Source organism: Candidatus Defluviibacterium haderslevense (genome assembly GCA_016712225.1).
In the GTDB taxonomy this organism is placed as follows: domain Bacteria; phylum Bacteroidota; class Bacteroidia; order Chitinophagales; family Saprospiraceae; genus Vicinibacter; species Vicinibacter haderslevensis.
In genome coordinates this window covers 1-24,638 of record JADJRL010000003.1, presented here as the reverse complement: position 1 = coordinate 24,638, position 24,638 = coordinate 1, and the positions used below count along the sequence as shown (strand labels likewise).

The 24,638-nt window shown below is 31.9% G+C and carries 28 protein-coding genes, 2 tRNA genes and 4 pseudogenes; 9 read left to right on the top strand and 25 right to left on the bottom strand.

Features of this window, described 5'->3' with window-relative positions:
* Positions 1-211: 211 nt before the first annotated feature.
* The 5 genes from IPK88_00440 (at position 212) to IPK88_00420 (ending at position 4,483) form a co-directional block, all read left to right on the top strand.
* On the top strand, positions 212-754 hold the full coding sequence (locus IPK88_00440) for a hypothetical protein (protein MBK8241865.1): 543 nt from the start codon (positions 212-214) through the stop codon (positions 752-754).
* Positions 755-1,054: 300 nt separating this feature from the next.
* Entirely contained in the window at positions 1,055-1,543 is a 489-nt protein-coding gene (locus tag IPK88_00435; GenBank protein MBK8241864.1) for an NUDIX domain-containing protein, read from the top strand.
* A 2-nt stretch (positions 1,544-1,545) separates the two neighbouring features.
* Complete coding sequence (locus IPK88_00430) at positions 1,546-2,709, top strand: radical SAM protein (protein MBK8241863.1); 1,164 nt, start codon at positions 1,546-1,548, stop codon at positions 2,707-2,709.
* Positions 2,710-2,719: 10 nt separating this feature from the next.
* Entirely contained in the window at positions 2,720-3,409 is a 690-nt protein-coding gene (locus IPK88_00425) for a class I SAM-dependent methyltransferase (GenBank protein ID MBK8241862.1), read from the top strand.
* 15 nt (positions 3,410-3,424) lie between these two features.
* Positions 3,425-4,483 (top strand): hypothetical protein, encoded by a 1,059-nt coding sequence (locus tag IPK88_00420; protein ID MBK8241861.1) that lies wholly within the window; start codon positions 3,425-3,427, stop codon positions 4,481-4,483.
* A gap of 27 nt (positions 4,484-4,510) precedes the next feature.
* On the opposite strand, the gene IPK88_00415 is transcribed toward IPK88_00420, so the two are convergent.
* The 12 genes from IPK88_00415 to IPK88_00360 all read right to left on the bottom strand — a co-directional run bounded on the left by IPK88_00415 (position 4,511) and on the right by IPK88_00360 (position 10,577).
* The gene (locus tag IPK88_00415) at positions 4,511-5,356 is read right to left on the bottom strand and encodes a hypothetical protein (GenBank protein MBK8241860.1); all 846 of its coding nucleotides are present in this window, start codon (positions 5,354-5,356) and stop codon (positions 4,511-4,513) included.
* A 126-nt stretch (positions 5,357-5,482) separates the two neighbouring features.
* Positions 5,483-6,574: a radical SAM protein gene (locus tag IPK88_00410; GenBank protein ID MBK8241859.1), complete on the bottom strand. Its 1,092-nt coding sequence runs from the start codon at positions 6,572-6,574 to the stop codon at positions 5,483-5,485.
* Between the two features lie 118 nt (positions 6,575-6,692).
* Positions 6,693-6,842 carry a hypothetical protein gene (locus IPK88_00405; GenBank protein ID MBK8241858.1) on the bottom strand — a complete coding sequence of 50 codons (150 nt, stop codon included), beginning with the start codon at positions 6,840-6,842 and terminating at the stop codon, positions 6,693-6,695.
* A gap of 11 nt (positions 6,843-6,853) precedes the next feature.
* Positions 6,854-7,006, bottom strand: coding sequence for a hypothetical protein (locus IPK88_00400; GenBank protein ID MBK8241857.1), 153 nt, complete (start codon positions 7,004-7,006; stop codon positions 6,854-6,856).
* Between the two features lie 245 nt (positions 7,007-7,251).
* A complete protein-coding gene (locus IPK88_00395; GenBank protein MBK8241856.1) occupies positions 7,252-8,079 on the bottom strand; it encodes a hypothetical protein in 828 nt (275 codons plus the stop codon).
* Positions 8,080-8,106: 27 nt separating this feature from the next.
* Positions 8,107-8,337: a hypothetical protein gene (locus IPK88_00390; GenBank protein MBK8241855.1), complete on the bottom strand. Its 231-nt coding sequence runs from the start codon at positions 8,335-8,337 to the stop codon at positions 8,107-8,109.
* A gap of 667 nt (positions 8,338-9,004) precedes the next feature.
* Complete coding sequence (locus IPK88_00385) at positions 9,005-9,466, bottom strand: hypothetical protein (GenBank protein MBK8241854.1); 462 nt, start codon at positions 9,464-9,466, stop codon at positions 9,005-9,007.
* Positions 9,467-9,485: 19 nt separating this feature from the next.
* Complete coding sequence (locus tag IPK88_00380; protein ID MBK8241853.1) at positions 9,486-9,716, bottom strand: hypothetical protein; 231 nt, start codon at positions 9,714-9,716, stop codon at positions 9,486-9,488.
* Entirely contained in the window at positions 9,716-9,985 is a 270-nt protein-coding gene (locus IPK88_00375; GenBank protein MBK8241852.1) for a helix-turn-helix domain-containing protein, read from the bottom strand. Before IPK88_00375 ends, IPK88_00380 begins: the two co-directional genes overlap by 1 nt.
* Before the next feature lie 24 nt (positions 9,986-10,009).
* Positions 10,010-10,246: a hypothetical protein gene (locus IPK88_00370; protein ID MBK8241851.1), complete on the bottom strand. Its 237-nt coding sequence runs from the start codon at positions 10,244-10,246 to the stop codon at positions 10,010-10,012.
* A gap of 114 nt (positions 10,247-10,360) precedes the next feature.
* Positions 10,361-10,446: transfer RNA gene (locus IPK88_00365), tRNA-Leu, on the bottom strand.
* Between the two features lie 58 nt (positions 10,447-10,504).
* A tRNA-Gly gene (locus IPK88_00360) sits at positions 10,505-10,577 on the bottom strand.
* Between the two features lie 246 nt (positions 10,578-10,823).
* Here IPK88_00360 and mnmA point away from each other — a divergent pair.
* From mnmA to tnpA, 4 genes and pseudogenes are all read left to right on the top strand, one after another.
* A pseudogene (gene mnmA, locus IPK88_00355) lies at positions 10,824-11,934 on the top strand (tRNA 2-thiouridine(34) synthase MnmA).
* 8 nt (positions 11,935-11,942) lie between these two features.
* On the top strand, positions 11,943-12,695 hold the full coding sequence (locus IPK88_00350) for a hypothetical protein (protein ID MBK8241850.1): 753 nt from the start codon (positions 11,943-11,945) through the stop codon (positions 12,693-12,695).
* Positions 12,696-12,699: 4 nt separating this feature from the next.
* Positions 12,700-13,218: a hypothetical protein gene (locus IPK88_00345; protein ID MBK8241849.1), complete on the top strand. Its 519-nt coding sequence runs from the start codon at positions 12,700-12,702 to the stop codon at positions 13,216-13,218.
* A 1,108-nt stretch (positions 13,219-14,326) separates the two neighbouring features.
* Positions 14,327-14,787 (top strand): annotated as a pseudogene (gene tnpA, locus IPK88_00340) (IS200/IS605 family transposase).
* A gap of 136 nt (positions 14,788-14,923) precedes the next feature.
* Here the strand turns inward: tnpA and IPK88_00335 are convergent.
* The 13 genes and pseudogenes from IPK88_00335 to IPK88_00275 all read right to left on the bottom strand — a co-directional run bounded on the left by IPK88_00335 (position 14,924) and on the right by IPK88_00275 (position 24,638).
* On the bottom strand, positions 14,924-15,508 hold the full coding sequence (locus tag IPK88_00335; protein MBK8241848.1) for a LysE family transporter: 585 nt from the start codon (positions 15,506-15,508) through the stop codon (positions 14,924-14,926).
* A 31-nt stretch (positions 15,509-15,539) separates the two neighbouring features.
* Entirely contained in the window at positions 15,540-15,779 is a 240-nt protein-coding gene (locus IPK88_00330; GenBank protein ID MBK8241847.1) for a T9SS type A sorting domain-containing protein, read from the bottom strand.
* 144 nt (positions 15,780-15,923) lie between these two features.
* Entirely contained in the window at positions 15,924-16,358 is a 435-nt protein-coding gene (locus tag IPK88_00325; protein ID MBK8241846.1) for a hypothetical protein, read from the bottom strand.
* Positions 16,345-16,563, bottom strand: coding sequence for a hypothetical protein (locus IPK88_00320; GenBank protein MBK8241845.1), 219 nt, complete (start codon positions 16,561-16,563; stop codon positions 16,345-16,347). The genes IPK88_00325 and IPK88_00320 overlap by 14 nt, the downstream gene beginning before the upstream one ends.
* Entirely contained in the window at positions 16,551-16,730 is a 180-nt protein-coding gene (locus IPK88_00315; protein MBK8241844.1) for a hypothetical protein, read from the bottom strand. The genes IPK88_00320 and IPK88_00315 overlap by 13 nt, the downstream gene beginning before the upstream one ends.
* Before the next feature lie 32 nt (positions 16,731-16,762).
* Entirely contained in the window at positions 16,763-17,041 is a 279-nt protein-coding gene (locus IPK88_00310; protein MBK8241843.1) for a hypothetical protein, read from the bottom strand.
* A gap of 97 nt (positions 17,042-17,138) precedes the next feature.
* Positions 17,139-20,505, bottom strand: a pseudogene (locus IPK88_00305) (methylmalonyl-CoA mutase family protein).
* Positions 20,506-20,837: 332 nt separating this feature from the next.
* A complete protein-coding gene (locus IPK88_00300; GenBank protein ID MBK8241842.1) occupies positions 20,838-21,191 on the bottom strand; it encodes a gliding motility-associated C-terminal domain-containing protein in 354 nt (117 codons plus the stop codon).
* Complete coding sequence (locus tag IPK88_00295) at positions 21,188-21,457, bottom strand: hypothetical protein (protein MBK8241841.1); 270 nt, start codon at positions 21,455-21,457, stop codon at positions 21,188-21,190. Before IPK88_00295 ends, IPK88_00300 begins: the two co-directional genes overlap by 4 nt.
* Positions 21,458-21,712: 255 nt before the next feature.
* Complete coding sequence (locus IPK88_00290; GenBank protein ID MBK8241840.1) at positions 21,713-21,865, bottom strand: hypothetical protein; 153 nt, start codon at positions 21,863-21,865, stop codon at positions 21,713-21,715.
* 259 nt (positions 21,866-22,124) lie between these two features.
* Positions 22,125-22,274 (bottom strand): hypothetical protein, encoded by a 150-nt coding sequence (locus tag IPK88_00285; protein MBK8241839.1) that lies wholly within the window; start codon positions 22,272-22,274, stop codon positions 22,125-22,127.
* A 52-nt stretch (positions 22,275-22,326) separates the two neighbouring features.
* Positions 22,327-22,677: a hypothetical protein gene (locus IPK88_00280; GenBank protein ID MBK8241838.1), complete on the bottom strand. Its 351-nt coding sequence runs from the start codon at positions 22,675-22,677 to the stop codon at positions 22,327-22,329.
* Positions 22,678-24,334: 1,657 nt separating this feature from the next.
* Positions 24,335-24,638: pseudogene (locus tag IPK88_00275) on the bottom strand (lipoyl synthase).

Here is a 24,638-nt window from a genome sequence, read left to right as displayed (position 1 = left end):
TTTAATATTTTATAACATAAATATTGTAAACCAATTATATACATAAGGTGTGGACAAATATAAATCTTAATTTGTAGTCTTGACCATCTATTAGTTTTTTCAAAGAAATTTTTTATATCTTTGTTAACACTAAAGTGCTTTATAATAAATACGATCAGTAATAAATGTCGCCTTATTTAAATGTACATTATAATAATTAGAAATTCAATCTATGAAAGATTCTATAGGTTTGGAGTTAGCAAATCTAATGCATACTGAAGATCAGATTACTATTCTAAATAAGTATTATTCAGATGTAATAAATGGCAATAAATCATTAAATGAAATAATAAATTTTGACATAACATTTGATCAAAATATTAGGTTTATGTGTGTGCAACTTTTTGCTCAATTTAATGAATTAGTTGAGTCTGACCTTGAAGATCGTTATATTTTAGGAATAAATATCAGAATTTTAAAACATACTAAGATATTTGAAATATTAAATAGTAAAAGTGAATTAGTTAAACGGATAAGAAATAAAACAAAGGATAATATTTTCAAAATATTAAAACTATCCGACAAATATGAAACTCAATTTTCTGGAATAGTTCATCATTTTTACTTGGCATCTGATTATGAGGTAAATTTTGATATATTATTGAGTGTTGATCAAAATAAATTAGAAATTAAAGAAGTCTTTTTTTCTAGAAATGAAATTAGAATCGAATATATGTATAATAATACTAATTGTATTAATGGCCAAGAATTTTAATGAATAAAGTAATAAATTAAATACCTACTTACAATATAGGAATATGAGTAAGAATTAATTTAATTTTAATAATTTATGTCTCAATTTAGAATTTTTCTTAACTTACTAGCAATTTTAGGTTATATGTTGTATATTAAATTATGTTTTAAATAGGAAGAGAGTTAATTACATATATATAAACTGAATTAAGGGTTTAGATATTTCTATTTTTACTATCTTCATGTTCTGAATTAAGCCATTAACTTTAAATCAAATAACTGGAAAAAATCGCTCAATTAATCAAGTTTCAATTTAAAATAAATGACAAACTATATAATAACAGCAGGAATAGTAAGAAGAAATAATGAAATTCTATTAGTAAAACACAATTCAGAATTTGGATCTAAGGATTTTTGGACAATACCTGGTGGAACAGCAAATGAAAATGAAAATGCATTGCAGTCAGTTACTAGAGAATTAAAAGAGGAAACAGGCTTAGATGTCAACAACTGGAAGTCAATTGCTTATATTGCTCAACATTTAAACTACAAGAGAAATTGGCAAAGTATAATTATGGTTTTTGAAAGTGATAATTATGAAGGAAACCTTTCAATTACAGATCCCGACGGGGACATTATAGAAGTTGACTTTTTTTCAATTGAAGATGCAATTGAATTAATTAAAAGGATTCCATTTCCAGTAATGCGCGATCCACTTATTCACTATTTGTCAAATGAAATTAAAAATATTTTCTGGGTTTATAATGAAAACAATGAAGGTTTTGTTGAATTAACAAATAAAATTAGCTAGTTATGAATTATGACTTTATAGCAAGAAAAGAACATTATGGATGGGTTGTTTTTGATACAAAACTGCATTCTGTAGAAAAGACAAATTTGGATTTTGTAGAAAACTTAGAAAAGCAAGGTTATGTAATTAATAGAATTGAGAATTCATTAATTGAGGGTGCACTAACTGCTCCTTTAAAATTATTTATAAATGTTTCAAATCATTGTAATTTGGAATGTATTCATTGTTTTTCAGACTCCTCTCCGCATCACAAGGAATCAATGCCTTTTGATAAAATGAAAGATTTGATCAATGAAGCTGCAAATATGGGTGTTTTTCTTATAATTATTGGTGGTGGAGAACCATTTATGCGAACAGATATTTGGGAAATTATATCGTTAATAAGAGAAAAAGGAATGGGTGTTTCATTAACTACAAATGGGACAATTATATCTCCAGAAATTATTACTAATATTCAAAAGCATAATGTAAGGATGAATATTAGTTTTGATGGATGCGAAGAAACACATGATTTTATTAGAAAAAAGCAAGGGGCTTTTTTAAAAACACTTTCAACAGTAAAAATATTAAAAGAAGCTGGTATTAAATCGACAATACGATTTACACTTATGACTTTAAATATTAAAGATGTAGCTTATATGTTACACCTCGCTACCTCACTTGAATTACAAATTAAAATTAGACGAGCAAAACCTTCGGATAGAGCCATTAATAATATGCTATTAATTAGAGAGGCAACGCCAGAATATTACAAAGCAATAATGTTGATGAATAGTGATCCTAATTGTAATGTAGAAGATATAATGAATTGCTCAGGAGGATTAAAAGAACCATTATTACTATCTAAATCTGATTGCGGAGCAGGTACAAGGATAATGTTTGTAGAAGCAGATGGTACAATTTCTCCATGTACATTTTTAGGTAAAAACTTTCATTCTGGAAACTTCTACAAAAATTCGTTAAGTGAAATATGGAAAGAAAGTCCTGAATTTCAACAAATGAGAAATGTTCCTCTGAATGAGGATTGTAAATCCTGTCATCGAAAATTAACATGTCACTCAGAATGCCCTGCAATGAGATTACACATTGGAGGTAGTTTAGATGCAGCTGACCCGAGTTGCCTTAAACCTTTTTTTGAAGAATATTTGCCACTACAAAACCTCTAAAAATCCTTATATGTTTATTAAAAGTGCTAAATTTTATGATGATTTTAAAGTAAATAAAAATTATAAGTTAGAAGCAGAGCAACTAAGGAAAATAATATTAAATTCTAATCTAAAAAATTGTAAAATTTTAGAAATTGCTTGTGGAACAGGTGAACATATAAAATTTCTGAAAAATTATTTTGAAATAGATGGGATGGATATAAATCCAACCTTTGTATCCATTGCGAAGGAAAAGAATCCAGAATGCAACATATATCAAGGTGATATGAGAAATTTTTTGATTCAAAAGAAGTTTGATGTAATATTATGTTTATATGGAGCCATAGGATATTTAGTTAATACTATGGAATTAATCAAAGTTTTAGGTAATTTTAAAAATCATTTAAATGATAATGGAGTAATAATTATTGAGCCATGGTTTTCTCCTAATAATTGGTTGGCAAATAAAATACATAATACAGTAATTGAAAATGAAGCAATGACAATTGTAAGGATGGGATATGGTAGCCCAGAAGGAAAAATTAAATTTCACTATCTAGTAGGCAAATCAAATGGAATAGAACATTTTATTGAAGAATATGAATTTGCATTATTTACGGATGAAAATATTAGAGATGCATATACATCAATTGGATTGAAATCTACATTTCTATCAGATTTAATTTTTAAAAAGGGAATTTATATAAATAATCGTAATTAATAAATTGAATTAATAATGACAAATATAGAATATTTCAATTTATATGGAGGGACAGCTTTAGGCTTAAAATTGGCATATGAAATTTCTACACAAATTCCTAACCTTAATATTCCTGCTTACGATTTGTTTGAAGTTGAGACATTAAAATTAAAGAATTTTGATTTGTTAAATATTCAAAACACACTAAATAAAACTGTACTATTTAAATTTTCAGGAACAAATGAAGATTTTTCTCCCAGAGCTGCAAGAGGAATTAATTCTTCTAGAAGTAATCCTATTTTTATTGTTAACAAAAATGATTTCAATGAATTGGTTTTCAGAAATGAAAGTCTAATGAATTCTTCTAAAATCTATAAAGCAATTATCATCCAAGAGCTTATAACTCAAGGTAATTTTTATATTTCCCAGATTATCGATGGATCTCTTGAAATAGAGTTAAATTATAAAAAAAGTAAAGTATTAATAATTTCAAATAATGAAAATAGTAGTCCTATATTTGAATCAAATGGTTCCAAAAAAGTACTACATGAGTTTCTCTGTGAAATTAATGTTAAAGAATTAATTAAGCAACTTTGGCAGATAACATTTAAATTTGAATTTGAATCAAATGTCGAAGGATTTATAAATTCTGTAAATAAAAATATAATTGTTCAATTAAGACCTACGCCTAATGACATAAAGAAAATGTCAATTCCTTCCATTAATGAAATCAATGCAGATTACCAAACCTATTTCAATTTCGGATCTTTTGAAATAGAAGGATTAGTGTACGATATAAATGATAAATTATTAGACAAAACTGAAAACGATTGTTTAGTACTATTGAATGAAAAGAAAATACCATTTGAGCTTAAAAAGTATCACAAGCTAACAAATTTTAAAAAGGTAGTTTTTCTTCACAGACAGAATTGCTTTAAATTGTCCCATTCCCCAACTGATTTGCCTCCATTTGGAAAAGCACGAGACAAATATAATTACATTTATGTTGGCGACTTTATGAAAGAAAATATTATAGGTAAAAAATTTAGGGCTTTATGTGATGGAAATATTGCTAAGCTTATTAATATTGAATGATTTATAAATTTTGAATGTATCAACTACTTATGATGCCTTGCTTATTTTATAAAATCCAATTTTTTTTAGTCTATTTTTCTCATTAGAAATAATATCATTATTTGCTTTTTGATAATATAAGAAATCTTTATTGAATAAGCTCGTAGCCCTTCTTACATCCATACCTAAAAGTTCTTTTTTAATAGATATTGCGGCTTTCATTTGCTTTTCTACTTCCATAGAAGTGCCAAGTTTGTTACCAAGACATAAATTATTCAAAACACCTATGTTAGATACTATAGCTGTCAATACATCTTCCTTTCTTTTATAAATGAATCCAAAAGAATAGAAATTAATGGTAAATGGTGTTGAAAAATTTAGTTTGTAAAAATATTTAGATTCACTTAAAATTGAGTGTATAAATCCTTTAAGCAGTAAAATAACATTATTTCTTGCGTCTAAATAGTAAATTTTGTTATTTAGAAATGCAAGTATTGCAATATGACCGACAGGTGATATGAATTTATATGTAATTTTATTATGGTCCAAAATACTGCTTAAAATTAATGTCGCTCCAAGGCAATCAGTACCCTTAGAACCACTTTCCAACTTGTGCATTAAATTGGGCGTTGAGCCAAATCCAACAGGAAGTTTTGATAATGATTGAATACTAGTTTTTACTAAATTGTAAATCTCATTTTTATTTTGTTTTGGAGGTATAATACTTAATTCTATTGCCAATTGATACCACTCATGTTGAAGTAATTTAAATATAGCTTTTCTATCAATTGGATACTTATTGTACTTCTCCTCTAAGATGAATTGGTTTATAAAATTTAGTAGTAATCGCTTTTCGGATCTATTAGAAATTTGATCATTCCATATAGGGCACATTTAGAGATTATAGCATAAACCTCTGGATTTCTCAATTAATTGATTGCTAAATTAGTAAAATTTGATAAACCAATTCAAATCAATAAATTATTTTCAAATTAGGGAATATTCAACAGCAATTGAAAATCAATGATTTATTGGCTGTGCAACCAATTCCGTATGTTGAGAGATACCTTTAATTTGTGATATTTTCACTTTAATATGATGAATTAATCGATATAAATCTTCACAATAGACTGATGGATTCATAAAGCCATTTTCAGAATATCTATGAGGTATGTAACCGCCTCCACAAATTTTCACAACATCACACTTAAGACATTCAACGCACAAATTATTTACTCTATCTAATCGTGAACCAATTAAATAATGAGAAATCGCCTCGTCAAAAGAATGTTCGAATACATTTTTGCCAGTGTATATGGCACCATCAAATGTTGATTTAAGACTGTCCACTGCTTCGTAGGCCCCATCGGTTTGAATTACGATTAACTCAATTGGTGCGAGTCCTAAGTTTTCTACAGCATAAATACCGCCTAAAAGTAAATGAATAATATGCTCAAATATTCTAATAGAAATAGCATCACCATTTTCATACCATTCATCAAAAACAGTAATTAACCAATTAGATATACTACCATTAGATTCCCCTAAAGGGAAACATGGTTTATCTATATAATTATGGTGAGGCATTAAAAAATCAATTGCGGGAACTTCAAGGCTTTTTAAAAATCTGTAAGTTTCCAATGCTGGATTACTTGGATTTATTACAGTAAGGACTCCACCATTTATTTTAATGTACTTTTCTCTGTTTAGTAAATCAATACCCTTCATAACATCATCAAAAGTCGAATTGCCTTTGAAATCAACACGATATTTATCATTACTTTCTTTTGTTCCATCAATACTAATTCCCACTTTAATTCCTAATCGAATAAATTCATCTAAAATTTGTTTTGTTATTAAAATGCCATTCGTTTGGAGGGAAAATTTAATTGAACATGTGTTTGATATCATGTTTCGAAATAAATCTACTGCTTTAGAAAAAAACTCAAGTGGAACAAGTAATGGTTCCCCTCCATGAAAAACAACATTAATAGCCTTTAAATCTTTCTCCTGCACATATTCCGATATTCTTTTTACAGTAGAAATAAGTGTATGGTTTGACATTGTACCTGGTTTTTCCCCTCCAGGATTGATCACTAGAATTATATTCATAACAATATGAACAATTTATATTACATCTTGCTTTAACCTTTAGGAGAAAAACTTTGATTTTTGAGCCAGTCATTAGTTTAAGCTTCTACTATTTTAATATCATAAGTGAAAGTTAAAACTAATCAGAATTCACATGATTTGAAAATTCAGTATGATCATTTGATGAGTTTGCATCTTCATTAATCAATCGTTCAGCGACTCGAATAAGTGCTGGTTTTCCTGTCTGAATCAATGCAGCACCTAAAGTTTCTTTTGACTTGTTTTCCATATTGATGACAATTATAAAGGTGAATCTACGAATGCGGAGTAATCTGTGTGATCACAAAATGACTTGTTTGATTCATTAATCAATCGTTCAGCGACTCGAATAAGTGCTGGTTTTCCTGTCTGAATCAATGCAGCACCTAAAGTTTCTTTTGAAATGTTTTCCATATAATTAGTTTAAATTTAAAAAAAAGTCTAAGCTAAAATGATATACATCTAAGGTATTTCAAAACTTGCATCTCTAATTCCTATCCCCCAATTTAAGGATGCTAAGCTATGATAAAAATTTGTTAAATTGAAAAGATAATAAATATATATATTTAAATAATTTGTAATTATTTTATTTTCAACTAATTAATAATAATTACTTTGTTGGTTGGTAGAAAATTATCTTACTGGAACTATTTTGGAAATTATCTAAATAGATCCTTTTTAACCCAGAAGTTACCAATTAACGACAAAGTAATGTCAGGAAATGCTTTATTTAATGTAGTGGCATCATGAATTATATTTTCAGTAGGTGCAATATAAGCCTCTCCAGGATAAATATTTAATTTTGTAATTTGTTGATTTGGGTATTTCCTCAGATATAATCGCCCTAGTTCAGAACCACCTCTAAGATCAAAATTGTCAATTTCTAAATCATCTATAAGTTCAATAATTTTCTTATTTAAGAATATAAAATGCCTTACTTCTTTGCCTAAATTAATACAAATTCTATTTCTTGAATTCTCCCTATCATTCAATTTTTTTCTGTCCCAACTATCAAGGTGTAAACCTATTCTAAGGTTTAAATTGCGGTCAAATGTAGAAGTTTTCAAATTAGGACTTTTAAAATTTAGCCCTAAATATTGAATTTCACCATCTATATCAAAAAATTCATTTAAGTCTTCAGTGAATTTTTCAATTACCATTTTAAATAAATTAGATTTTGAAATATCATTTATTTGTTTAATATTTTTACAAGTATGAATACCAATATTAAAAAATGACATTACAATTTTATTAAGATTAAGAACTCCAATAAAATTTTTATTAGTTTTACTGTTTTCGAACTTAGCTGACATTAAGAAATCGAAAGAAAGGTTATCAATTTTAGTAAAAGTATCATTAGGAATAATAGAACCATATGAGTATGCAGGATCATTTTTAATTTCATATGTACCATCATTTATTTCAATTCGTTCATTACGATGCTCAATTTCTCGTGCAAAAAATATTGGAAAAGAACAATCCTCCATTTTAAACTGTTTATAAATGTATAATGGTTAATTCTTGCTTAAAAAATTATCTTCCCTCAAGTTATTTCTAATTTGTGCAAATTCAATTAATTGTGCTTTTGATAATTCGAATTCATTTCTCTCACATTTCAATTCATATAAATATGAATTGATAGGCTGAATATTGATTAAAAATGAGATTACTAACTTAGGTTCATAATTAGCGAGTAAGTGCCCTGTATTTAACCCCTCAATAAATTTTTGCTTATCAAATTCCATTAGAAATTTTTTTTGAATGTTTGTCCAAATATACATTAATGGAATCGGTATCATATAGAATTATTTTCTTTTCTGGTTGTGAGAATCGAATTTTTCCTTCATCTCTTAGTTTTTGTAGGATAGTCTTGCTCTTAATTCTAAGCTTTGACATAGCTTCACCACCCGAAATCCATTTATCTCCTTTAATCCTTTCCTTTTCCTTTACACGAACTATTAATTGTTTCTTACTTTTGGTATGATTTATTGTATAATGAAATTAAAGTCCAAATGTATATAATATTAAATAAAACATACTAAATTTGAAATATTTAAGTAATTTTTGCAATTAGGATGCATTAAATACTTGTTTCTTTCTTGTTAAGGAGAAGCAAAAAGTTGTACAGTATTCAAATTATTAGATCAGAGATGTTTATGAGCAGTCGCTAAAATCAGATTTTTGTTATTGATTTCAAGGACTTAGCATCATGGGAATCTAAGAAAAGGAAGCTATGGGATAGTGATGATCTAAATATGATAATATTTGATGCTCTATCTTTGACTTCTCAATGGTTGAATCATTAAAGTAAATATCCATTCTGAATGCAACATAAATTTACCAATAATAAGTAAATTTGATTATTTAGCATTTAAAAATGTTGAAAAGCACTATTTTATTTATTGAGGTTCTTTAAGATTTCAACTTCAAAGTCTTTTTCAATAATACAAACTTGTCCTCATCAGCTCCAATTTTTTGAAAACCTAGACTTTCAGTTACTTTAGTAGAAATATTATAATCTGACTGGCCATCATTAAGCAAACTAATTTCAATAGAATCATTATGCTTAAATCTATCAGGTAGAATAGCAGCTACCATTGCATTTTTAATGAATCCTTTCTTCCGATTGTTAGAACTAGTGAAAGCATGCAAGTCATCTTCCAAGAGTTGAACAACACTAACACAATTTCTGGATTCTGGATCTAAGATAAAGTAAATATAACTGAATGTTTGAGGATTAGGAGTAGTTGGAGTAGGTAGCCCTAAAACGTTTTTGAATATGACGGAATTAGTAATTTGCCTAGACTCTTTCACATGGGGTAAAGTATCATTGTTGTATCTTAAGATATATTCTGCTAAAGTAATATTTGTCATTTCAGAACCTTAAAATTAGTTATTCTAAATTTCTAGAATTGTCCTTTTGATGTCTTATGGATTTAAGTTCTTCTAATTGGTTTTTATCAATCTCAATTTGAAATTCCTTTTGTCCAAAGTTCATGCCTGAAATATACGAATTGATAGGGTGAATATGTTCCAACAATTCCAACGATACCTTTGGTTCGTATTTAGAAAGAAAATACCCAGCATTAAATCCCTTAATATATTTACTTTCATCTATTTCCATCAGAATGAATTTTTTGAATGTTTTTCCAAATATATATCTATTGAATCGGTATCATATAAAATAATTTTCTTTTCTGGCTGGGAAAATCTAATTTTTCCTTCATCCCTTAGTTTTTGTAGGGTGGTCTTACTTTTAATCCGAAGCTTTGACATAGCCTCTTCATCAGAAATCCATTTATCTCCTTTGATGCCTTCCTTATCTTTTATCCGAGCCACTACTGTCTCAATAAGTGCATAAAATGCTTCATCAGATAGACAAATGACTTCCATTTTTGCGATTTTTCGAATCAATTATTAAGTTGTTGATTTAGGAGATTCCTTAATCCTTAATACTGATAAAGAACTCAAGGTTAAACCAAATTTTGGATGGATAAAAGTTGTATATGAAACTTGGTAATCGATAAGATCTTCTTTATACAAATCAATAAAATTCCAAACATGCAACTCTAAATTTTTGCGCGCATCTTCTGATGATTCACAATGCATTAATGCAATTTCACTAGTCTGAACTTTGATTCTAGTATTTTTCATACTTTTTTCTCAAAAATACAAAATGTTATTTGAAAGAGAAAAAAGATTTAGTTTTTGTTCGACTTATGTTCGACCCAGATATAATTAAAAAGGTTCAACTTTCGCTGAACCTTGTACCCGGGGCGGGACTTGAACCCGCACGAACATTACTGTCCACAGGATTTTAAGTCCTGCGTGTCTACCAATTTCACCACCTGGGCTGGTACAATAGTTATATGTCAATCTATATTGACATGTGCTCTTAACTATTATATTAAGAGCGGGAGACGAGACTCGAACTCGCGACCCCGACCTTGGCAAGGTCGTGCTCTACCAACTGAGCTACTCCCGCAATTTATTACCGTTACCAGGCCTTTGATTGTTTCATTTCAGTCTAATAAAAGAGTCCGAAACTGAACCATATCAAGGGTTTATCCGTTTGTAACAGGCTAATACTTCTATTAGACTTTTGAATTGGAGTGCAAATATACGAGAGAGTCAAATATTTGAAGCATATATTTAGGAAAAAATATTATTTAGTTGAAATTTTTATATTCGATTATTTATTAATATGTATTATATTTGTAGCTAAGTTTTTATGAGTAAATTGGGAAAAATCTTAGTAGCTATGAGTGGAGGTATCGACAGTACGGTAGCTGCCATCATGCTGCATGAGCAGGGATATGAGGTGATTGGGATCACTATGAAAACCTGGGATTACGCTTCTTCGGGTGGTTCTAAAAAGGAAACAGGCTGCTGTTCTTTAGATTCCCTCCAGGATGCTCGAAGAGTATCTGTAGATATGGGTTTTCATCATTTTATTTTAGATATTCGGGATGAATTCGGCGATGCTGTGATTGACAATTTCGTAGATGAATATATCGCTGGCAGGACCCCTAATCCATGCGTGATGTGCAACACACACATCAAGTGGAATGCCTTATTAAAGCGGGCTGACGGACTGGATTGTGAATTCATCGCCACAGGACATTATGTGCGCAAGAATAAACTTGAAGACCGGTATTATGTATCCAAAGCTAAGGATTTGGTCAAGGATCAATCCTATGTATTATGGGGACTAACACAGGAAGCTCTTGGAAGAAGTGTGTTTCCGCTAGCTGAATATCTTAAGCCGGAAGTGAGACAGTTTGCTGCTGATCGTCAATACGATAATTTGGCAAAAAAGGCCGAGAGTTACGAGATTTGTTTTGTACCTGACAATGATTATAGAGGTTTTTTAAAGCGCCGGGTAGAAGGATTAGAAGATGAAGTCAAAGGTGGACTATTTATAGATCAATCTGGATCGGTTTTAGGTTATCATGATGGATATCCTTTTTATACCGTGGGCCAACGTAAAGGTTTAGGAAAAGCATTTGGGAAACCAATGTTTGTTACCGACATAATTCCGGAGACCAATACAGTTGTTTTGGGAGAAGAAATGGAGCTGTCAAGACCAGCTATGGATGTTAGCAAACTGAATTGGTTAAAATATAATACCGTGCCGGGGTGATGAGGATTTCGTTACTAAAGTTCGATATAAAGATCCTGGACATGTGTGTCAGGTCCAACACCAAGGCGACGAATTAAAAATTCACTTCCATGCTCCTGTTAGAGGTATCGCTCCCGGTCAATCGGCTGTCATTTATGAAGGTGATGATGTGGTTTGTGGTGGTATCATTCGGAATTCGTTATTTAATTTTAATCATTAATGGTAAAGATGCAATTCATAAAAACGATAGTTATAATATTGGTAACAGGTTTAGTTATCAATGCTTGTGATCCTGAAGTTGAAGTATTGGATGAAACTACTTTTGGTTATACTTATACGCCATTAGAGTTGGGTAAATTTTGGATTTATAAAACGGACTCTATTTATTTTTCCAAGGAAATTGTGGTTACTATTGATTCAGTAAGTGTTGAAATCATGGAAGAAGTAGTAGATACTTTTCGAAATGCAAATAATGAATTGGTATTTTCTTTAGATCAATACCTAAGAAAAGATTCCAGTGCATCCTGGGAATTGGTTGGAAATTCATTCGTCACTTCGAGTAAAAGCAAATTGATCAAAACAGAGTTTGGTCTTGATTTTATTAAATTAGTTTATCCTGTTGCTAAAAATAAATCATGGAATGGTAATGTTTATATTGGTTCAAGGCAATTGATAACTTTCCAAGGGGAACCCTTTGAACTTTTTAGTTATTGGAATAATAATTCTTATTATTATTTAGATATAAAATCAAAAGAATTGATTTCTTCTGGTTCATTTGAAAACGTTCTCAGTGTTGAGGAAGCTGATTATACAGATGAAATTATTAAAATCAAATCGAATTCTAAATATGCAGATCATATTGGTATGGTGTATCACGAAGCATGGTTTTTAAAAAGAGGTTTCGCCAATCCCAATACTCCTTATGATCCCAAGGCAGAACGTGGTGTTATTATTCGCCAATATTTAATTCAACATAATTAGGTTTATGATTGATTTTATTGAAGCTGGCAAATGTTACAAATCACATGGAATAAAAGGCATTTTAGATGTTGAAATGAATCCAATTTTCAAAAAACATATACTAAGTGAAAAGGTCGTTTTTTTTAAAATAAACGGATGTCACGTTCCTTTTTTTATTGAATCATGTAAAACAGATGGGAGTACTTTGTTGAAATTAGAAGGTGTAGATAATCCTGAGCAGGCAAGAGTATTAAGTCATCAAAGTTTTTATATAGATGAAAATAAATTATCAAAAGCAACAAAAAGATCTGCCAAGATTCAAGGTAAAAGTCAAGGATTAGAGGGCTACTCGATTCATGATCGGACATCGAATTATAATGTTGCTATTACCAGTATTGAAGAATATCCATCGCAGTTGATGGCCAGAGTTATGCATGAGGGTAGATCATTATTAATTCCATTACACGAAGATTTTGTAGAAGAAATAGATGAGGTAGAAAAGATCGTTTTTATGATTTTACCTGAGGGTATTTTTGATTTTTAATCTTGCAAATAGGTTGCTCCGCTGGAGCAATAATTTACGCATCTTACGATGCTACAAGGGGTTGCCCTGCTGGGGCAAAGATTTACCCAAGTTTTGATGGTACAAAGATGTAAGCCCGATGGGACAAAGATTTGATCGTCTTTCGATGCAACAGGGAAGTTGGTTCTTCGAGACAAAGATTTATTCATTTTTCTAAGCTATAATGAGTTTGGCTCGTTGTGAAAAAGATTTGCGTATCGTGTGATGCTACAGTAAGGATGGGTCTATGGGGCAAAGATTTACCCAAGTTTTGATGGTACAAGGATGTAAGCCTGATGGGACAAAGATTTGACCGTCTTTCGATGCAAAGATTTATTTATGTTTCGAAGCAATAAGGAGTTTGGACCGTTGGTAAAAGATTTGTGCATCATAATATGCTAAAAAAAGGTTGGTTTTTTTGGGTAAAGATTTATTCATGTTTCGAAGATACTAGGAGGATGGCTCGTTGGGAAAGATTTTACGCATCTTACGATGCTACTAGGAGCATGGTCTGTTGGGACAAAGATTTACGCATTTTGCAATGCTACAAAGAAATTGACCTATTGGGCTAATGATTTTCCAAGTTAAGATTTTATACATAGATTGAACAGAAGGTATATAATTTGTATAATTAAAGTTTCATTAAGATGTTATAGCCTTGGCTTTAAAAATCTCGTACATAGAGATTTATCAAAAGTATTTATCTGACAGAAGAATATTTTTATGTTTAGTATTATACCCAAAATATTTATAATAGCAGTCCCTTTGTTTCAAGTATCCTGAATCTATTTATTTGCCTCAAAACCAAAATTATAAAACCAATGTATTTATTTAAATTACCCCAACGTAGCAATCTCCATATATCAAAATAAAATTTGTAACACCATCGTATGTATTATAAAAGATTCAACAGGGCAAGCTCGTCTTATCAAAATAATAGCTGCAAAACCAATGTATGAATTATCATTGCCCCAGCGGGGCAACCTACTTGTCGCAAAATAAATACCATAAAATGGCATTTATTTTGTAGGTTAATTTTAGATTTTAATTTGCCCCAGCGGGGCAACCTGTTTGATTCAATGAATTTATAATGAGTAACACATATACACAATTGATTATCCAATTGGTTTTTGCAGTGAAGGGTAGAAAAAGTTTTATAAGTGAAACATGGGAAGAAGAATTATATAAATATATAACTGCTGTTGTACAAAACTATAGACATAAAATGCTAGCAATAAATGGTATGATAGATCATATTCATATATTAATAGGTTTGAATCCTGCGATATCCATTTCTGATTTGGTTAAAGATATAAAAAGAGCAAGCAATAATTGGATTAACGAAAAGGGGCTAATCAAAAATAAATTTGAATGGCAAAGCGGATTTGGAGCATTTTCTTATAGTCGATCTCATTTGGATAAAGTTTATAAATATATTCAAAATCAAAAGATACATCATAAAAGGTATCGTTCAAATCAGAATACCTAACTGAACTAATAGCGAATGAGATTGAATATAAGGATGAATATCTTTTTGAATATTACGAATAGAATATTTATTTAATTAGTTTTTGTGTCATTATTTTCTCAATGGTAAAATATAAGCATGCATTATTATTGTTAAAATGTTTATACTTTGTTTTTTTATTTTAGAATATGGCGACGTACACCAAATATAACCCATTAATTATAAAAAAACGCCCGACACATATTTGAATTTTGACAGGATACCATCCTTGAATTTTAAAGCAATTTTCTTACCTAAGAATATTTTCAACAAATCTAAACCAATGATGGTGATACCAATGCTCAAATAGAACATAAGAATTTCTGTGCCACTGGGTTTTAAAGTTATTTTATTGGCAATAGTCGCAACACTCATCCAAATTAAAAATGCAGATGGATTCATGGTGTTAACAATAAAACCTTTTGTGACCAAGACTGTCCATAATTTAGAAGTAGGAAGATATTGATGATCCATTTTTTTTGTTGGTGAGAGCATAATGTTTAAACCAATTAATATAAATGCTGCAGCGCAGATAACTATAAGAATCGGACTGATATCATCTGTGTTTGTAGGTAGTGGAATATTTTTAAATATAAAATAGGTGAGCATTAATAGAATGAAATCACTAATCCAAATTCCTGCTGCAAAAAGAAATCCTTTGCGGAATCCATATTCCATACCTGCTTGTATCAATGCAAAAAACAAAGGCCCCACCAAAAGGCCAATACTAATGCCTAACAATACGCCTTTGATCAACCACTCCATAAAGGAAACCTTTTACTAACTACGCTTAAAGTTATTTTGAAATCAATAACAAGGATCTTTTGAGAATTTTCTCTTTTGAATCTTCTATGATATACATGTAAGTTCCATCATTCATTTGCAAGTCGATGGATGGGTTTGTTGTAGTATTAATTGGTATGCTTTTTATAAAGTTTCCTTGGATTGAAAAAATTGTTATTTTTAAATGTTCACCTTTTATAAGGTCGGAAATAATATGTATTAATCCTTTAGATGGATTTGGATAAACTAACATGGATGAAGTATTTAAATCATCATTATTGCTTACTTTTTGATATTCTATGGCTCCAATTGATCGGTTGGTAATTTCAAAAGATTTCCATTATAATCTTCAATAGGTGCGATCACCGATTTGCCTTGACCAATGGCTGGTGAGCTTTTAAAGATTAAAATTTTCTTGTGTTAAGTTTACAAATAATGGATCCTTGCCTTTGATACTTCCGGTTTCTGCTACAGGTAAATTGTATTGATTAAAACTTGGATTCTGATGATTGTACCATAAGTTATTTGAAAAAATAAATGAAGAAGGATCTGTATTTGGTCCAATATTAACAATCGTTCTAATATTATTTGGGAAATAAATAATGTTATTTGTAAATTCATTCATTCCACAAGGAGCAAAACGATTGGGGTCAACCGTTTCCTGAAGTATTCTAAAAATCCAAATTACCGGATTGATTATGGTATTGTTTACCACTTTACTTCGGATACATCCTACAAATGCAATGGGTGTGTCAGATTCAATGAATATGTTCGACCATACATTTATATCTGCAGCCTCAAATGTTGCATTCTGAGGTCTAAAAAATGCCAACCCGGTACTTCCGCCAATATTGATTGCTCGTTGCCCACCTTTTTAAAAAAGTTTTTTCAATCCGGATGTATTGACTTCCTCCTTTCATTTGGATACTATTGGCACCCATGTTTTCAAAAGTGCATTTATTAATTCTACCATTGTGGCATCCTACCATATCAATTCCACTACCTGAGCTTCCGAGGCTTCCATTTAAAATGTACATTCTGATATTGAGAAAAAATCCAATCCTGACAATTTTAATAAGTCATTGTTTCCGGTTGCTTTAATATCTCTAAATATGCAGTGGATTATTGCAATATTTGTAGAAGGATTCACTAAACTTCCTGAATCGTCCATGTTGACACCATTACCGGTTTGTTGTTCGAACACAAACCCTTCGATAACAATATAGGAAACGGAACTTAAATGCCAAGCTTCTGACCCACCTCTATAGATTGCACCGTGTCTTTTTTTGAAATGACGTAAATATTGTTTTTGTCATTACCTTTAGTACCGCTCAGATATTCGGTTTGGGTATATATACCTTCATTTACAAGAATGGTATCACCAGGTTTGGCTATATTGTAAGCTGATTGGATAGAAGTATAAGTCTGATTGACACCAACGATGATTGTGTTGGCACTAAGATTGTTCTCTGCAATATTGATGAATAATAGTATCAGAAAAAAAAATCTAATCATAATGTAATTTTTTGACATTCTGTTTTAATTATTATTTTTAAGAAGTGCTTCTTTTTTTATTGATGATGGTAAAATTAAATAATTTTTTATTGATCCCTTACATGTTCCTTCGATACTTTCCACCAACAGCATATAATGCCTGAGTAATTTGTCCTAGGGAGCAATATTTTGTAGCTTCAATCAATTCTTCAAAAATATTTTTATTTTTAATGGCCATCAATTGTAAATTTTTCAAATGATTATCTGAAACACTGATATTGGCTTTTTTCAAATTTTCTAATGCATGGATTTGATCCTTTTTTTCTTCATCAGTAGCGCGTATAACTTCTTTAGGCAAAATGGTTGGAGAGCCATCTTTACTTAAGAAGGTATTGACACCTATTATAGGATATTCACCAGTATGTTTGAGTGTTTCGTAATACAAGGATTCTTCTTGGATTTTACTGCGTTGATACATCGTTTCCATAGCTCCTAATACACCACCTCGCTCTGAAATTCTATCGAATTCCATAAGTACAGCTTCTTCCACAAGTTCAGTTAATTCTTCTATGATAAAAGATCCTTGTAATGGATTTTCATTTTTAGCTAGACCCAATTCGTTATTGATGATGAGTTGAATGGCCATGGCTCTTCGCACCGATTCTTCAGTTGGAGTTGTTATAGCTTCATCATAGGCATTAGTGTGTAGTGAATTACAATTATCATAGATGGCATATAATGCTTGGAGTGTCGTTCTGATATCGTTAAAAGAAATTTCTTGTGCATGCAGGGATCGACCAGAAGTTTGTATGTGATATTTCAACATTTGACTTCTTTCATTGGCATTGTATTTTATCTTCATGGCCTTAGCCCAGATTTTTCTAGCAACTCTTCCGATAACTGCATATTCGGATCAACGCCATTAGAAAAAAGAAAGATAAATTCGGTGCAAAATCATCAATATGCATTCCTCTGGAAAGGTAGTATTCTACAAAAGTAAAACCATTCGCTAAAGTAAATGCTAATTGTGAAATCGGATTAGCCCCAGCTTCTGCAATGTGATATCCACTGATCGAAACAGAATAAAAATTTCGAACATTTTTTTGAATGAAATAATCTTGAACATCACCCATTAATTTGAGAGAAAATTCAGTTGAAAAGATACAGGTATTTTGCGCCTGATCTTCTTTGAGTATGTCAGCTTGTACAGTGCCTCTAACGGAGCTTAGTGCTTTGTTTTTTAATTCTTCATAAATAGGCGCTTCTAGAATTTGATCTCCGGATAATCCCAAAAACATCAAACCCAATCCATTATTTCCAGGTGGAAGTTCGCCATCATATTTTGGTCGTGGAAGATTTTGGTCATCAAATTTTGCTTTTAGTGCAGCTTCAACTTTGTGCTCTAATCCATTGGCTTTAATGTATAGTTCGCATTGTTGATCGATAGCAGTATTCATAAAAAAGGCACATATCGTCGCCGCAGGACCATTGATTGTCATGGAAACAGATGTCCTGGGATTACATAGATCAAAACCAGAATATAATTTTTTGGCGTCATCGAGACTACAAATACTCACACCTGAATTTCCAACTTTTCCAAAAATATCCGGCCGGTAATCTGGATCTTCTCCATATAAAGTTACTGAGTCAAATGCGGTAGAAAGGCGATTAGCAGGCATATCTACTGAGACATAATGGAAACGTCGGTTGGTGCGCTCAGGTCCGCCTTCGCCAGCGAACATTCTGGTTGGGTCTTCTTCTTTACGCTTGAATGGAAATACACCTGCTGCATATGGAAATTCGCCGGGCACATTTTCTTGTAATGACCATTTTATGATATCGTACCAACCTTTGTAATCTGGTAGACAAACCCTTGGAATTCTTGAATGCGAAAGGGATGTTGTGAAGGTAGGAACACTTATTTCTTTGTCTCGAACTTTATAAATAAAATGATCGTTTTTGTATTCCTTTTTTCGTTTCCCATTCCTCAAGAATAGATCGGGTAATTCCGTCTATAGTTTTTCAATTTCTAAAGTTTGTTTTTGATTTCTGGTTTGACATCAGAAGAAACCAAGTCTTCAGTTATTTTTAATGATTGCCATTTTTGAGCTTGTTCGGCTTGTTTTATAGACCATTGATCATATTTGCGATTGCTGTCTGAAATTTCAGAAAGATATCGGGTTCTGCCTGGTGGAATGATATAAATTTTTTTCGGATTCACCGGTAGGAAGACCTAAAGTTGATTTCCAAGGAGTGTTTAGTTTTTTATTAATATTTAAAATTAATTTTTCATACAATAAATTCATTCCCGGATCATTGAATTGTGATGCGATTGTTCCATAAACCGGCATCTCATCTATGGATATATCCCATAATTGTTTGTTGCGTTGATATTGTTTTCGGACATCGCGAAGGGCATCTAATGCGCCTCGTTTATCAAATTTATTAATCGCAATGAGATCTGCAAAATCAAGCATGTCAATTTTTTCTAATTGAGTTGCAGCACCATATTCAGGTGTCATAACGTATAGCGAAACATCTGAGAAATCGATAATTTCGGTATCGGATTGACCAATACCTGAAGTCTCTAGTATAATTAAATCAAATGATGCTGCTTTTAAAATGTCTAAAGCATTTTTAATATGTGGTGAAAGAGCAAGATTAGATTGTCTCGTAGCTAAAGATCGCATAAATACCCTGTTGTGATGGAATTCTGGATGGATTGCGTTCATGCGTATTCTATCACCTAATAGAGCACCTCCGGTTCGTCTTTTACTTGGATCTACTGATAAAATGCCAATGGTTTTTTCTGGAAAATCTAAAATAAATCTTCTAATGATCTCATCAACCAAACTTGACTTTCCTGCACCTCCTGTTCCTGTAATTCCTAGAACGAGTGTTTGTTTATTAGATGGACCTTTTGGTATTGTTGCTAATAATTCTTTAGCTGTATCAGGAAAATTTTCAACTGCAGAAATAAGACGAGCTACTGCTCTAACATTCCCTGCTTTTAATTCTTTGACTTCTCCATTTAGTGAAGCTCCGGTCTCAAAGTCACATTGTTTGAGAAGATCATTGATCATTCCTTGAAGTCCCATATGTCTTCCATCGTCTGGTGAATAGATTCTGGTTATTCCATATTGATGTAAGTCCGCTATTTCGGACGGAAGAATGGTTCCACCACCACCGCCAAAAAGTTTGATGTGACCGCAATTTTTTTCCTTGAGTAAGTCATAGATATATTTAAAAAATTCATTGTGACCTCCTTGGTAAGATGTAATGGCAATACCTTGTACATCCTCTTGAATAGCGGCATCAACAATTTCCAAAGCTGATCGATTATGACCAAGGTGGATGATCTCGGCGCCACTGGATTGCATAATGCGACGCATGATATTAATGGCGGCATCATGACCATCAAAAAGTGAGGCTGCTGTTAGGATCCGTATTTTATGTTTGGGCTGGTAAACTGTGGTTTCGATCATATAATTTAAGCATAGATTCTGGGTTAAAATTACTCATCATTGAAGATAATTTATGCTTTTCTATCATAAATCATAGATTTTAAAATACGCTATATGCCTATTGATAGCAATACACTATAGTAATTTTCTTTAATTAGAACAAATCCTTGGACTTAAACTAAAATTCAAGATCAGTTAGATCGCCAGATCAGAAATTATGATTCTTACCTTAACAAAGTAATTCCGCCCTTGCGCCATTTTGGTTCTTCATCTATGGCTTCATACTGTATGGCATAGACATAAACACCCGGGTTTACTTTTTACCTTTGAATTCGCCATTCCATCCAATTTTTTCACCGATTGTACCATTTACTTTTTTCATAAAGTTGGTTACCCCAACGGTCGAATATTTGAAATACATTAATTTTCGTTTTATCAGGAAAATGGAAAACGACTTCAAATATGTCATTGATATTATCCCCATTAGGAGAAAATACAGTAGGGATATAAATATCAGCTTCTTCAACACGAACCGTAATATTCATATTATCGCTTACAGTACAACCATTAGCATCTTCCAGAGTCAACAAATAGTTGGTTGTTACATCAGGCTTGGCAGTTGGTTCAAGGCAATCCGTACAACTTAGATTAGCTACCGGCGTCCATGTAATTATGGTAGGAACAAAATTGGTGGATGGTTTGATCAATACAGAGCGCCCTTATCAATCGTAACATCATTCGGTAGCACCAATTGTAGGGTACTAACTGTGTCGATATTTAGTGTATAGGTAGTATCACAGCCGAATTGGTCTAATATTTTAACTCGATGAGATCCAAAACTTAGATTAGCTAGATCAAGGTCGGGTGTAAAAGGAAGGCTTGCCTGATTATCAATGGATACATTAAACGGACCAATACCTCCTGATATATTATTCACTACAATTCGTCCGGTATTCGGTACATTACAATCCAAATTTTCTTTGGTGAATTGAGCATTTATTGAAAGGGCGATATTAATGTTGACTGTAACGGTAGAATCGCAACCATTTGCAGATCCTTTTTTACGATTAAAGTACCTGATGTTTTGTTTGCTGAAAAAGTTACATTTTGAATTTTGATACTATCTTTTTACAAATTGTGGTTGAGAAATTACCAAAAGATTCTTTAACAAATGTAGCATTGACTAATAAGAAGCTGTCACACAATCTGGATGAGCCTTTTATAATTCTTATGGGTCCAGATGGCTTGGCTTGAAGAAATCCTCTCCAAATAATCTCAAGGTATCATTTTCACAAAGCGTAGTATCCAATTGACCATTGGCATCGGGAATTACCGTGAGGTCAACTTGAACAATGGAATCGCAGCCATTGGTTTGATCCATTGGCAACTTTTAATATACCAGTTGTTCTTCCTGAAGAAAATGTTTCACCTTGTAAAACGAGTGTATCTCTTCGACAAATATCGGCTTTATAAACACCAGTTCCATTCTTAAGAATATTTAAGTTTACAAAAATGATACTGTCACAGCCAAATGATGAACCATTGGTTAATGTTAATGTATCGATGGGATTTCGTGCGCTAAAATACCGACCTTTACTACCACCAATGAAAATACTGTCTTCAGGGCAAAGATCGAGTTTTTACAAAGCAGTATTATTAGGATAGTTAAGCGTTACATTGACAATGCTATCACATCCTGTACTTGAAGCTCCCATAAGAGTGACACTTCCGCTTGGCCTTGCGGCATCAAACACTTCAGTACCTATAGTCAATTGAGTATTTGGACACATGTCTCTTTTAGATCAAAGACCGTAAAGTTTTTAATGGTTAAATCTACCAAAACTACGCTGTCGCAGCCAAATGCGGATTGACCTTTGAGTATAGCCGTGCCTTTAGGATTGTTTTTGTCAAATACTGTTCCTCCAATAGTTTCACTAGCATTGGAACATATTGTTTTAGTGTAAGTAGATAAACCTCTTTCGATTCCATTAAGAACAACAATCTATCGCATCCGAAGACATTTTTTAAATTAGTTATTGAATCAATTGGATTTAATTTTGAAATTTCTTTTCCACCGATTCTAGTGGTATCATTAAACAAATTGGTGCTATCAATCATTTGACGTATGCCATTTTGAAATTGAATATTTACAACGAACACAGAATCACATATACTTACTCCATCACCAGTCACATTAAATGAATCTTTAGGGATTTGCTTCGTTATAAAGTTTTCCTCTGAATAATATACTTTGTCCCTTACAGATAGTTTGTGAAAAGTAGACTTGATAGGCTGTGTACATTTATAGCAATTGGAGAATTCTGAATAAATACTTGGAGTCGTGGCTGTATTGCTTTTAATTGATATGCAGAAATGCTATGTTGATTTGGATAAGCGACATTCAATGTCCAATTACCTAAATTATTTGCTTGTGTTCGTCCGAGTTCAAATCCACCTTGACAATTGGCATTAGGACAGCGGTTCGTCGGTTTGCATAAACTACTATGGAATCAGTTGGATTTCCGGTACCAACGATTTGATCTCGATTCCTACAAGTAATGGTTGGATTACCTGGTGCAGGAAAGTTGCTACCATTTAATGATACTACATTATTGTTTATACACTATATTAGATTATCAATATATCGGGCTTTTAAAATCCCAGGCTCTAGATTATTTGGATAGATGGAATTATAGTTTTTTATATCATTTCGGTATAAATTTGAAGTGTAGTCATGTTGTAGATTAAGTGAGATAGAAAGTAAGCCCATCTCTTCCATAATTACGAGCAATGTTATAAGTTGCATTTGTATTTCCATTTAAAATAATATCAGATGCAACTTGATTGAATCTATTTCTGAAAATGTTTAAATCTTGATTTAGATTGTTACTTCGAATTGCAAATGTTTTTGGAAAATGAAAAAATTATCATTGATTGTATGAGGCTCCGCCACCTAGCAGTTCGATTCCAGAAGTTGGTGCAAAGAAAATATTGTTTTTGATGTCTACAGCACCGAAAATATTGTTGGTTTATGCTACAAATACCACCACTGGAAGAAATAGCATTATTCGTATTGACAAAAATATTTGAATCTATGGTAACGTTTTTGGATCCTTGCAATGGGTCAATATTTACCGCAGCTTTTGTGGCTGTAATAGAACTCAAAGTATAGTCCGATCCGAAAATGGATTTTTTTAATGTAAAATTCGAACTTTGATTGACCAAACCGAACTAGCCACCGTAACTGGAACTGTGAAATTATCTCCATTAACGATACAATTATAAATTCGTGCATTGGCAGCATCCTTTGCAGCATCAAAACTAAAAGGCGATCATTGGGATCTGCATAATTCTGGTGGAAAACCTAGCTACCGACAGAAAATTGATTTCCGGGCATAGTCCAAAAAGGAACTCTCCAAAATTCTGTTTAAAAAAAAGATGATCACTGATCCAGGTCCTCCGGTTGAGTTTCTCCAATAATGGTTAAATCATCTTGGCTTACGGTAGGATAGGGTCCACCTGGTAACATATTATGCGGTCCAGCTCCTGCACATTTTGAATGTGATCGCACTTGAACGCCATCTGCTCAGCTGCATTAATCGCCTCTCTAAGACTACAGTGAACGCCATATCGCAAACGCCATCATCTGTATCAGTATTACTATTGACAACATAGTTCTGGGCTAAAAGAGCACTACAAGTAAGAACCCATATCAAAAACCAAATTTTAGTCTCATCTTAAAAATTTAGAGCAACAACATGAAATGCAAAGAAAACACATTTATCAGATCTAATACTCAGGGTAAATACTGAAAAAAGACCATAACAATTAAATTCAAATATCGAGCCATTTAGACCAGATGTCGTTCAGCGTGATAGCTGGAGCGAACTAAAGGCCCGCTTTCTATATACATAAATCCCTTTTAAGCCTATTTCCTTATATTCAGCAACACATCCGGGTGAATAAAAGCTGCAACTTCCAAATGCATCTTAGTAGGCTGAAGGTAATGCCCTAAAGTCAAAATTTCTCACAACCTGAGGCCAACAAATCATCCATAACCATTAAAACTTCTTCTTTTGTCTCACCCAAACCTAACATAATTCCGGGTCTTAGTCCGCTTTCCATACAGCTTAGTACGTTGTATTTGTTCTAAA

What these genes read in the sequence shown, in the direction of transcription:
- IPK88_00440 (MBK8241865.1), top strand. Translation starts at nt 212, where the DNA reads ATGAAAGATTCTATAGGTTTGGAGTTAGCAAATCTAATGCATACTGAA.
- IPK88_00435 (MBK8241864.1), top strand. Translation starts at nt 1,055, where the DNA reads ATGACAAACTATATAATAACAGCAGGAATAGTAAGAAGAAATAATGAA.
- IPK88_00430 (MBK8241863.1), top strand. Translation starts at nt 1,546, where the DNA reads ATGAATTATGACTTTATAGCAAGAAAAGAACATTATGGATGGGTTGTT.
- IPK88_00425 (MBK8241862.1), top strand. Translation starts at nt 2,720, where the DNA reads ATGTTTATTAAAAGTGCTAAATTTTATGATGATTTTAAAGTAAATAAA.
- IPK88_00420 (MBK8241861.1), top strand. Translation starts at nt 3,425, where the DNA reads ATGACAAATATAGAATATTTCAATTTATATGGAGGGACAGCTTTAGGC.
- IPK88_00415 (MBK8241860.1), bottom strand. Translation starts at nt 5,356, where the DNA reads ATGTGCCCTATATGGAATGATCAAATTTCTAATAGATCCGAAAAGCGA.
- IPK88_00410 (MBK8241859.1), bottom strand. Translation starts at nt 6,574, where the DNA reads ATGAATATAATTCTAGTGATCAATCCTGGAGGGGAAAAACCAGGTACA.
- IPK88_00405 (MBK8241858.1), bottom strand. Translation starts at nt 6,842, where the DNA reads ATGGAAAACAAGTCAAAAGAAACTTTAGGTGCTGCATTGATTCAGACA.
- IPK88_00400 (MBK8241857.1), bottom strand. Translation starts at nt 7,006, where the DNA reads ATGGAAAACATTTCAAAAGAAACTTTAGGTGCTGCATTGATTCAGACA.
- IPK88_00395 (MBK8241856.1), bottom strand. Translation starts at nt 8,079, where the DNA reads ATGGAGGATTGTTCTTTTCCAATATTTTTTGCACGAGAAATTGAGCAT.
- IPK88_00390 (MBK8241855.1), bottom strand. Translation starts at nt 8,337, where the DNA reads ATGGAATTTGATAAGCAAAAATTTATTGAGGGGTTAAATACAGGGCAC.
- IPK88_00385 (MBK8241854.1), bottom strand. Translation starts at nt 9,466, where the DNA reads ATGACAAATATTACTTTAGCAGAATATATCTTAAGATACAACAATGAT.
- IPK88_00380 (MBK8241853.1), bottom strand. Translation starts at nt 9,716, where the DNA reads ATGGAAATAGATGAAAGTAAATATATTAAGGGATTTAATGCTGGGTAT.
- IPK88_00375 (MBK8241852.1), bottom strand. Translation starts at nt 9,985, where the DNA reads ATGGAAGTCATTTGTCTATCTGATGAAGCATTTTATGCACTTATTGAG.
- IPK88_00370 (MBK8241851.1), bottom strand. Translation starts at nt 10,246, where the DNA reads ATGAAAAATACTAGAATCAAAGTTCAGACTAGTGAAATTGCATTAATG.
- IPK88_00350 (MBK8241850.1), top strand. Translation starts at nt 11,943, where the DNA reads ATGCAATTCATAAAAACGATAGTTATAATATTGGTAACAGGTTTAGTT.
- IPK88_00345 (MBK8241849.1), top strand. Translation starts at nt 12,700, where the DNA reads ATGATTGATTTTATTGAAGCTGGCAAATGTTACAAATCACATGGAATA.
- IPK88_00335 (MBK8241848.1), bottom strand. Translation starts at nt 15,508, where the DNA reads ATGGAGTGGTTGATCAAAGGCGTATTGTTAGGCATTAGTATTGGCCTT.
- IPK88_00330 (MBK8241847.1), bottom strand. Translation starts at nt 15,779, where the DNA reads ATGTTAGTTTATCCAAATCCATCTAAAGGATTAATACATATTATTTCC.
- IPK88_00320 (MBK8241845.1), bottom strand. Translation starts at nt 16,563, where the DNA reads ATGTACATTTTAAATGGAAGCCTCGGAAGCTCAGGTAGTGGAATTGAT.
- IPK88_00310 (MBK8241843.1), bottom strand. Translation starts at nt 17,041, where the DNA reads ATGATTAGATTTTTTTTTCTGATACTATTATTCATCAATATTGCAGAG.
- IPK88_00290 (MBK8241840.1), bottom strand. Translation starts at nt 21,865, where the DNA reads ATGGATCAAACCAATGGCTGCGATTCCATTGTTCAAGTTGACCTCACG.
- IPK88_00285 (MBK8241839.1), bottom strand. Translation starts at nt 22,274, where the DNA reads ATGTGTCCAAATACTCAATTGACTATAGGTACTGAAGTGTTTGATGCC.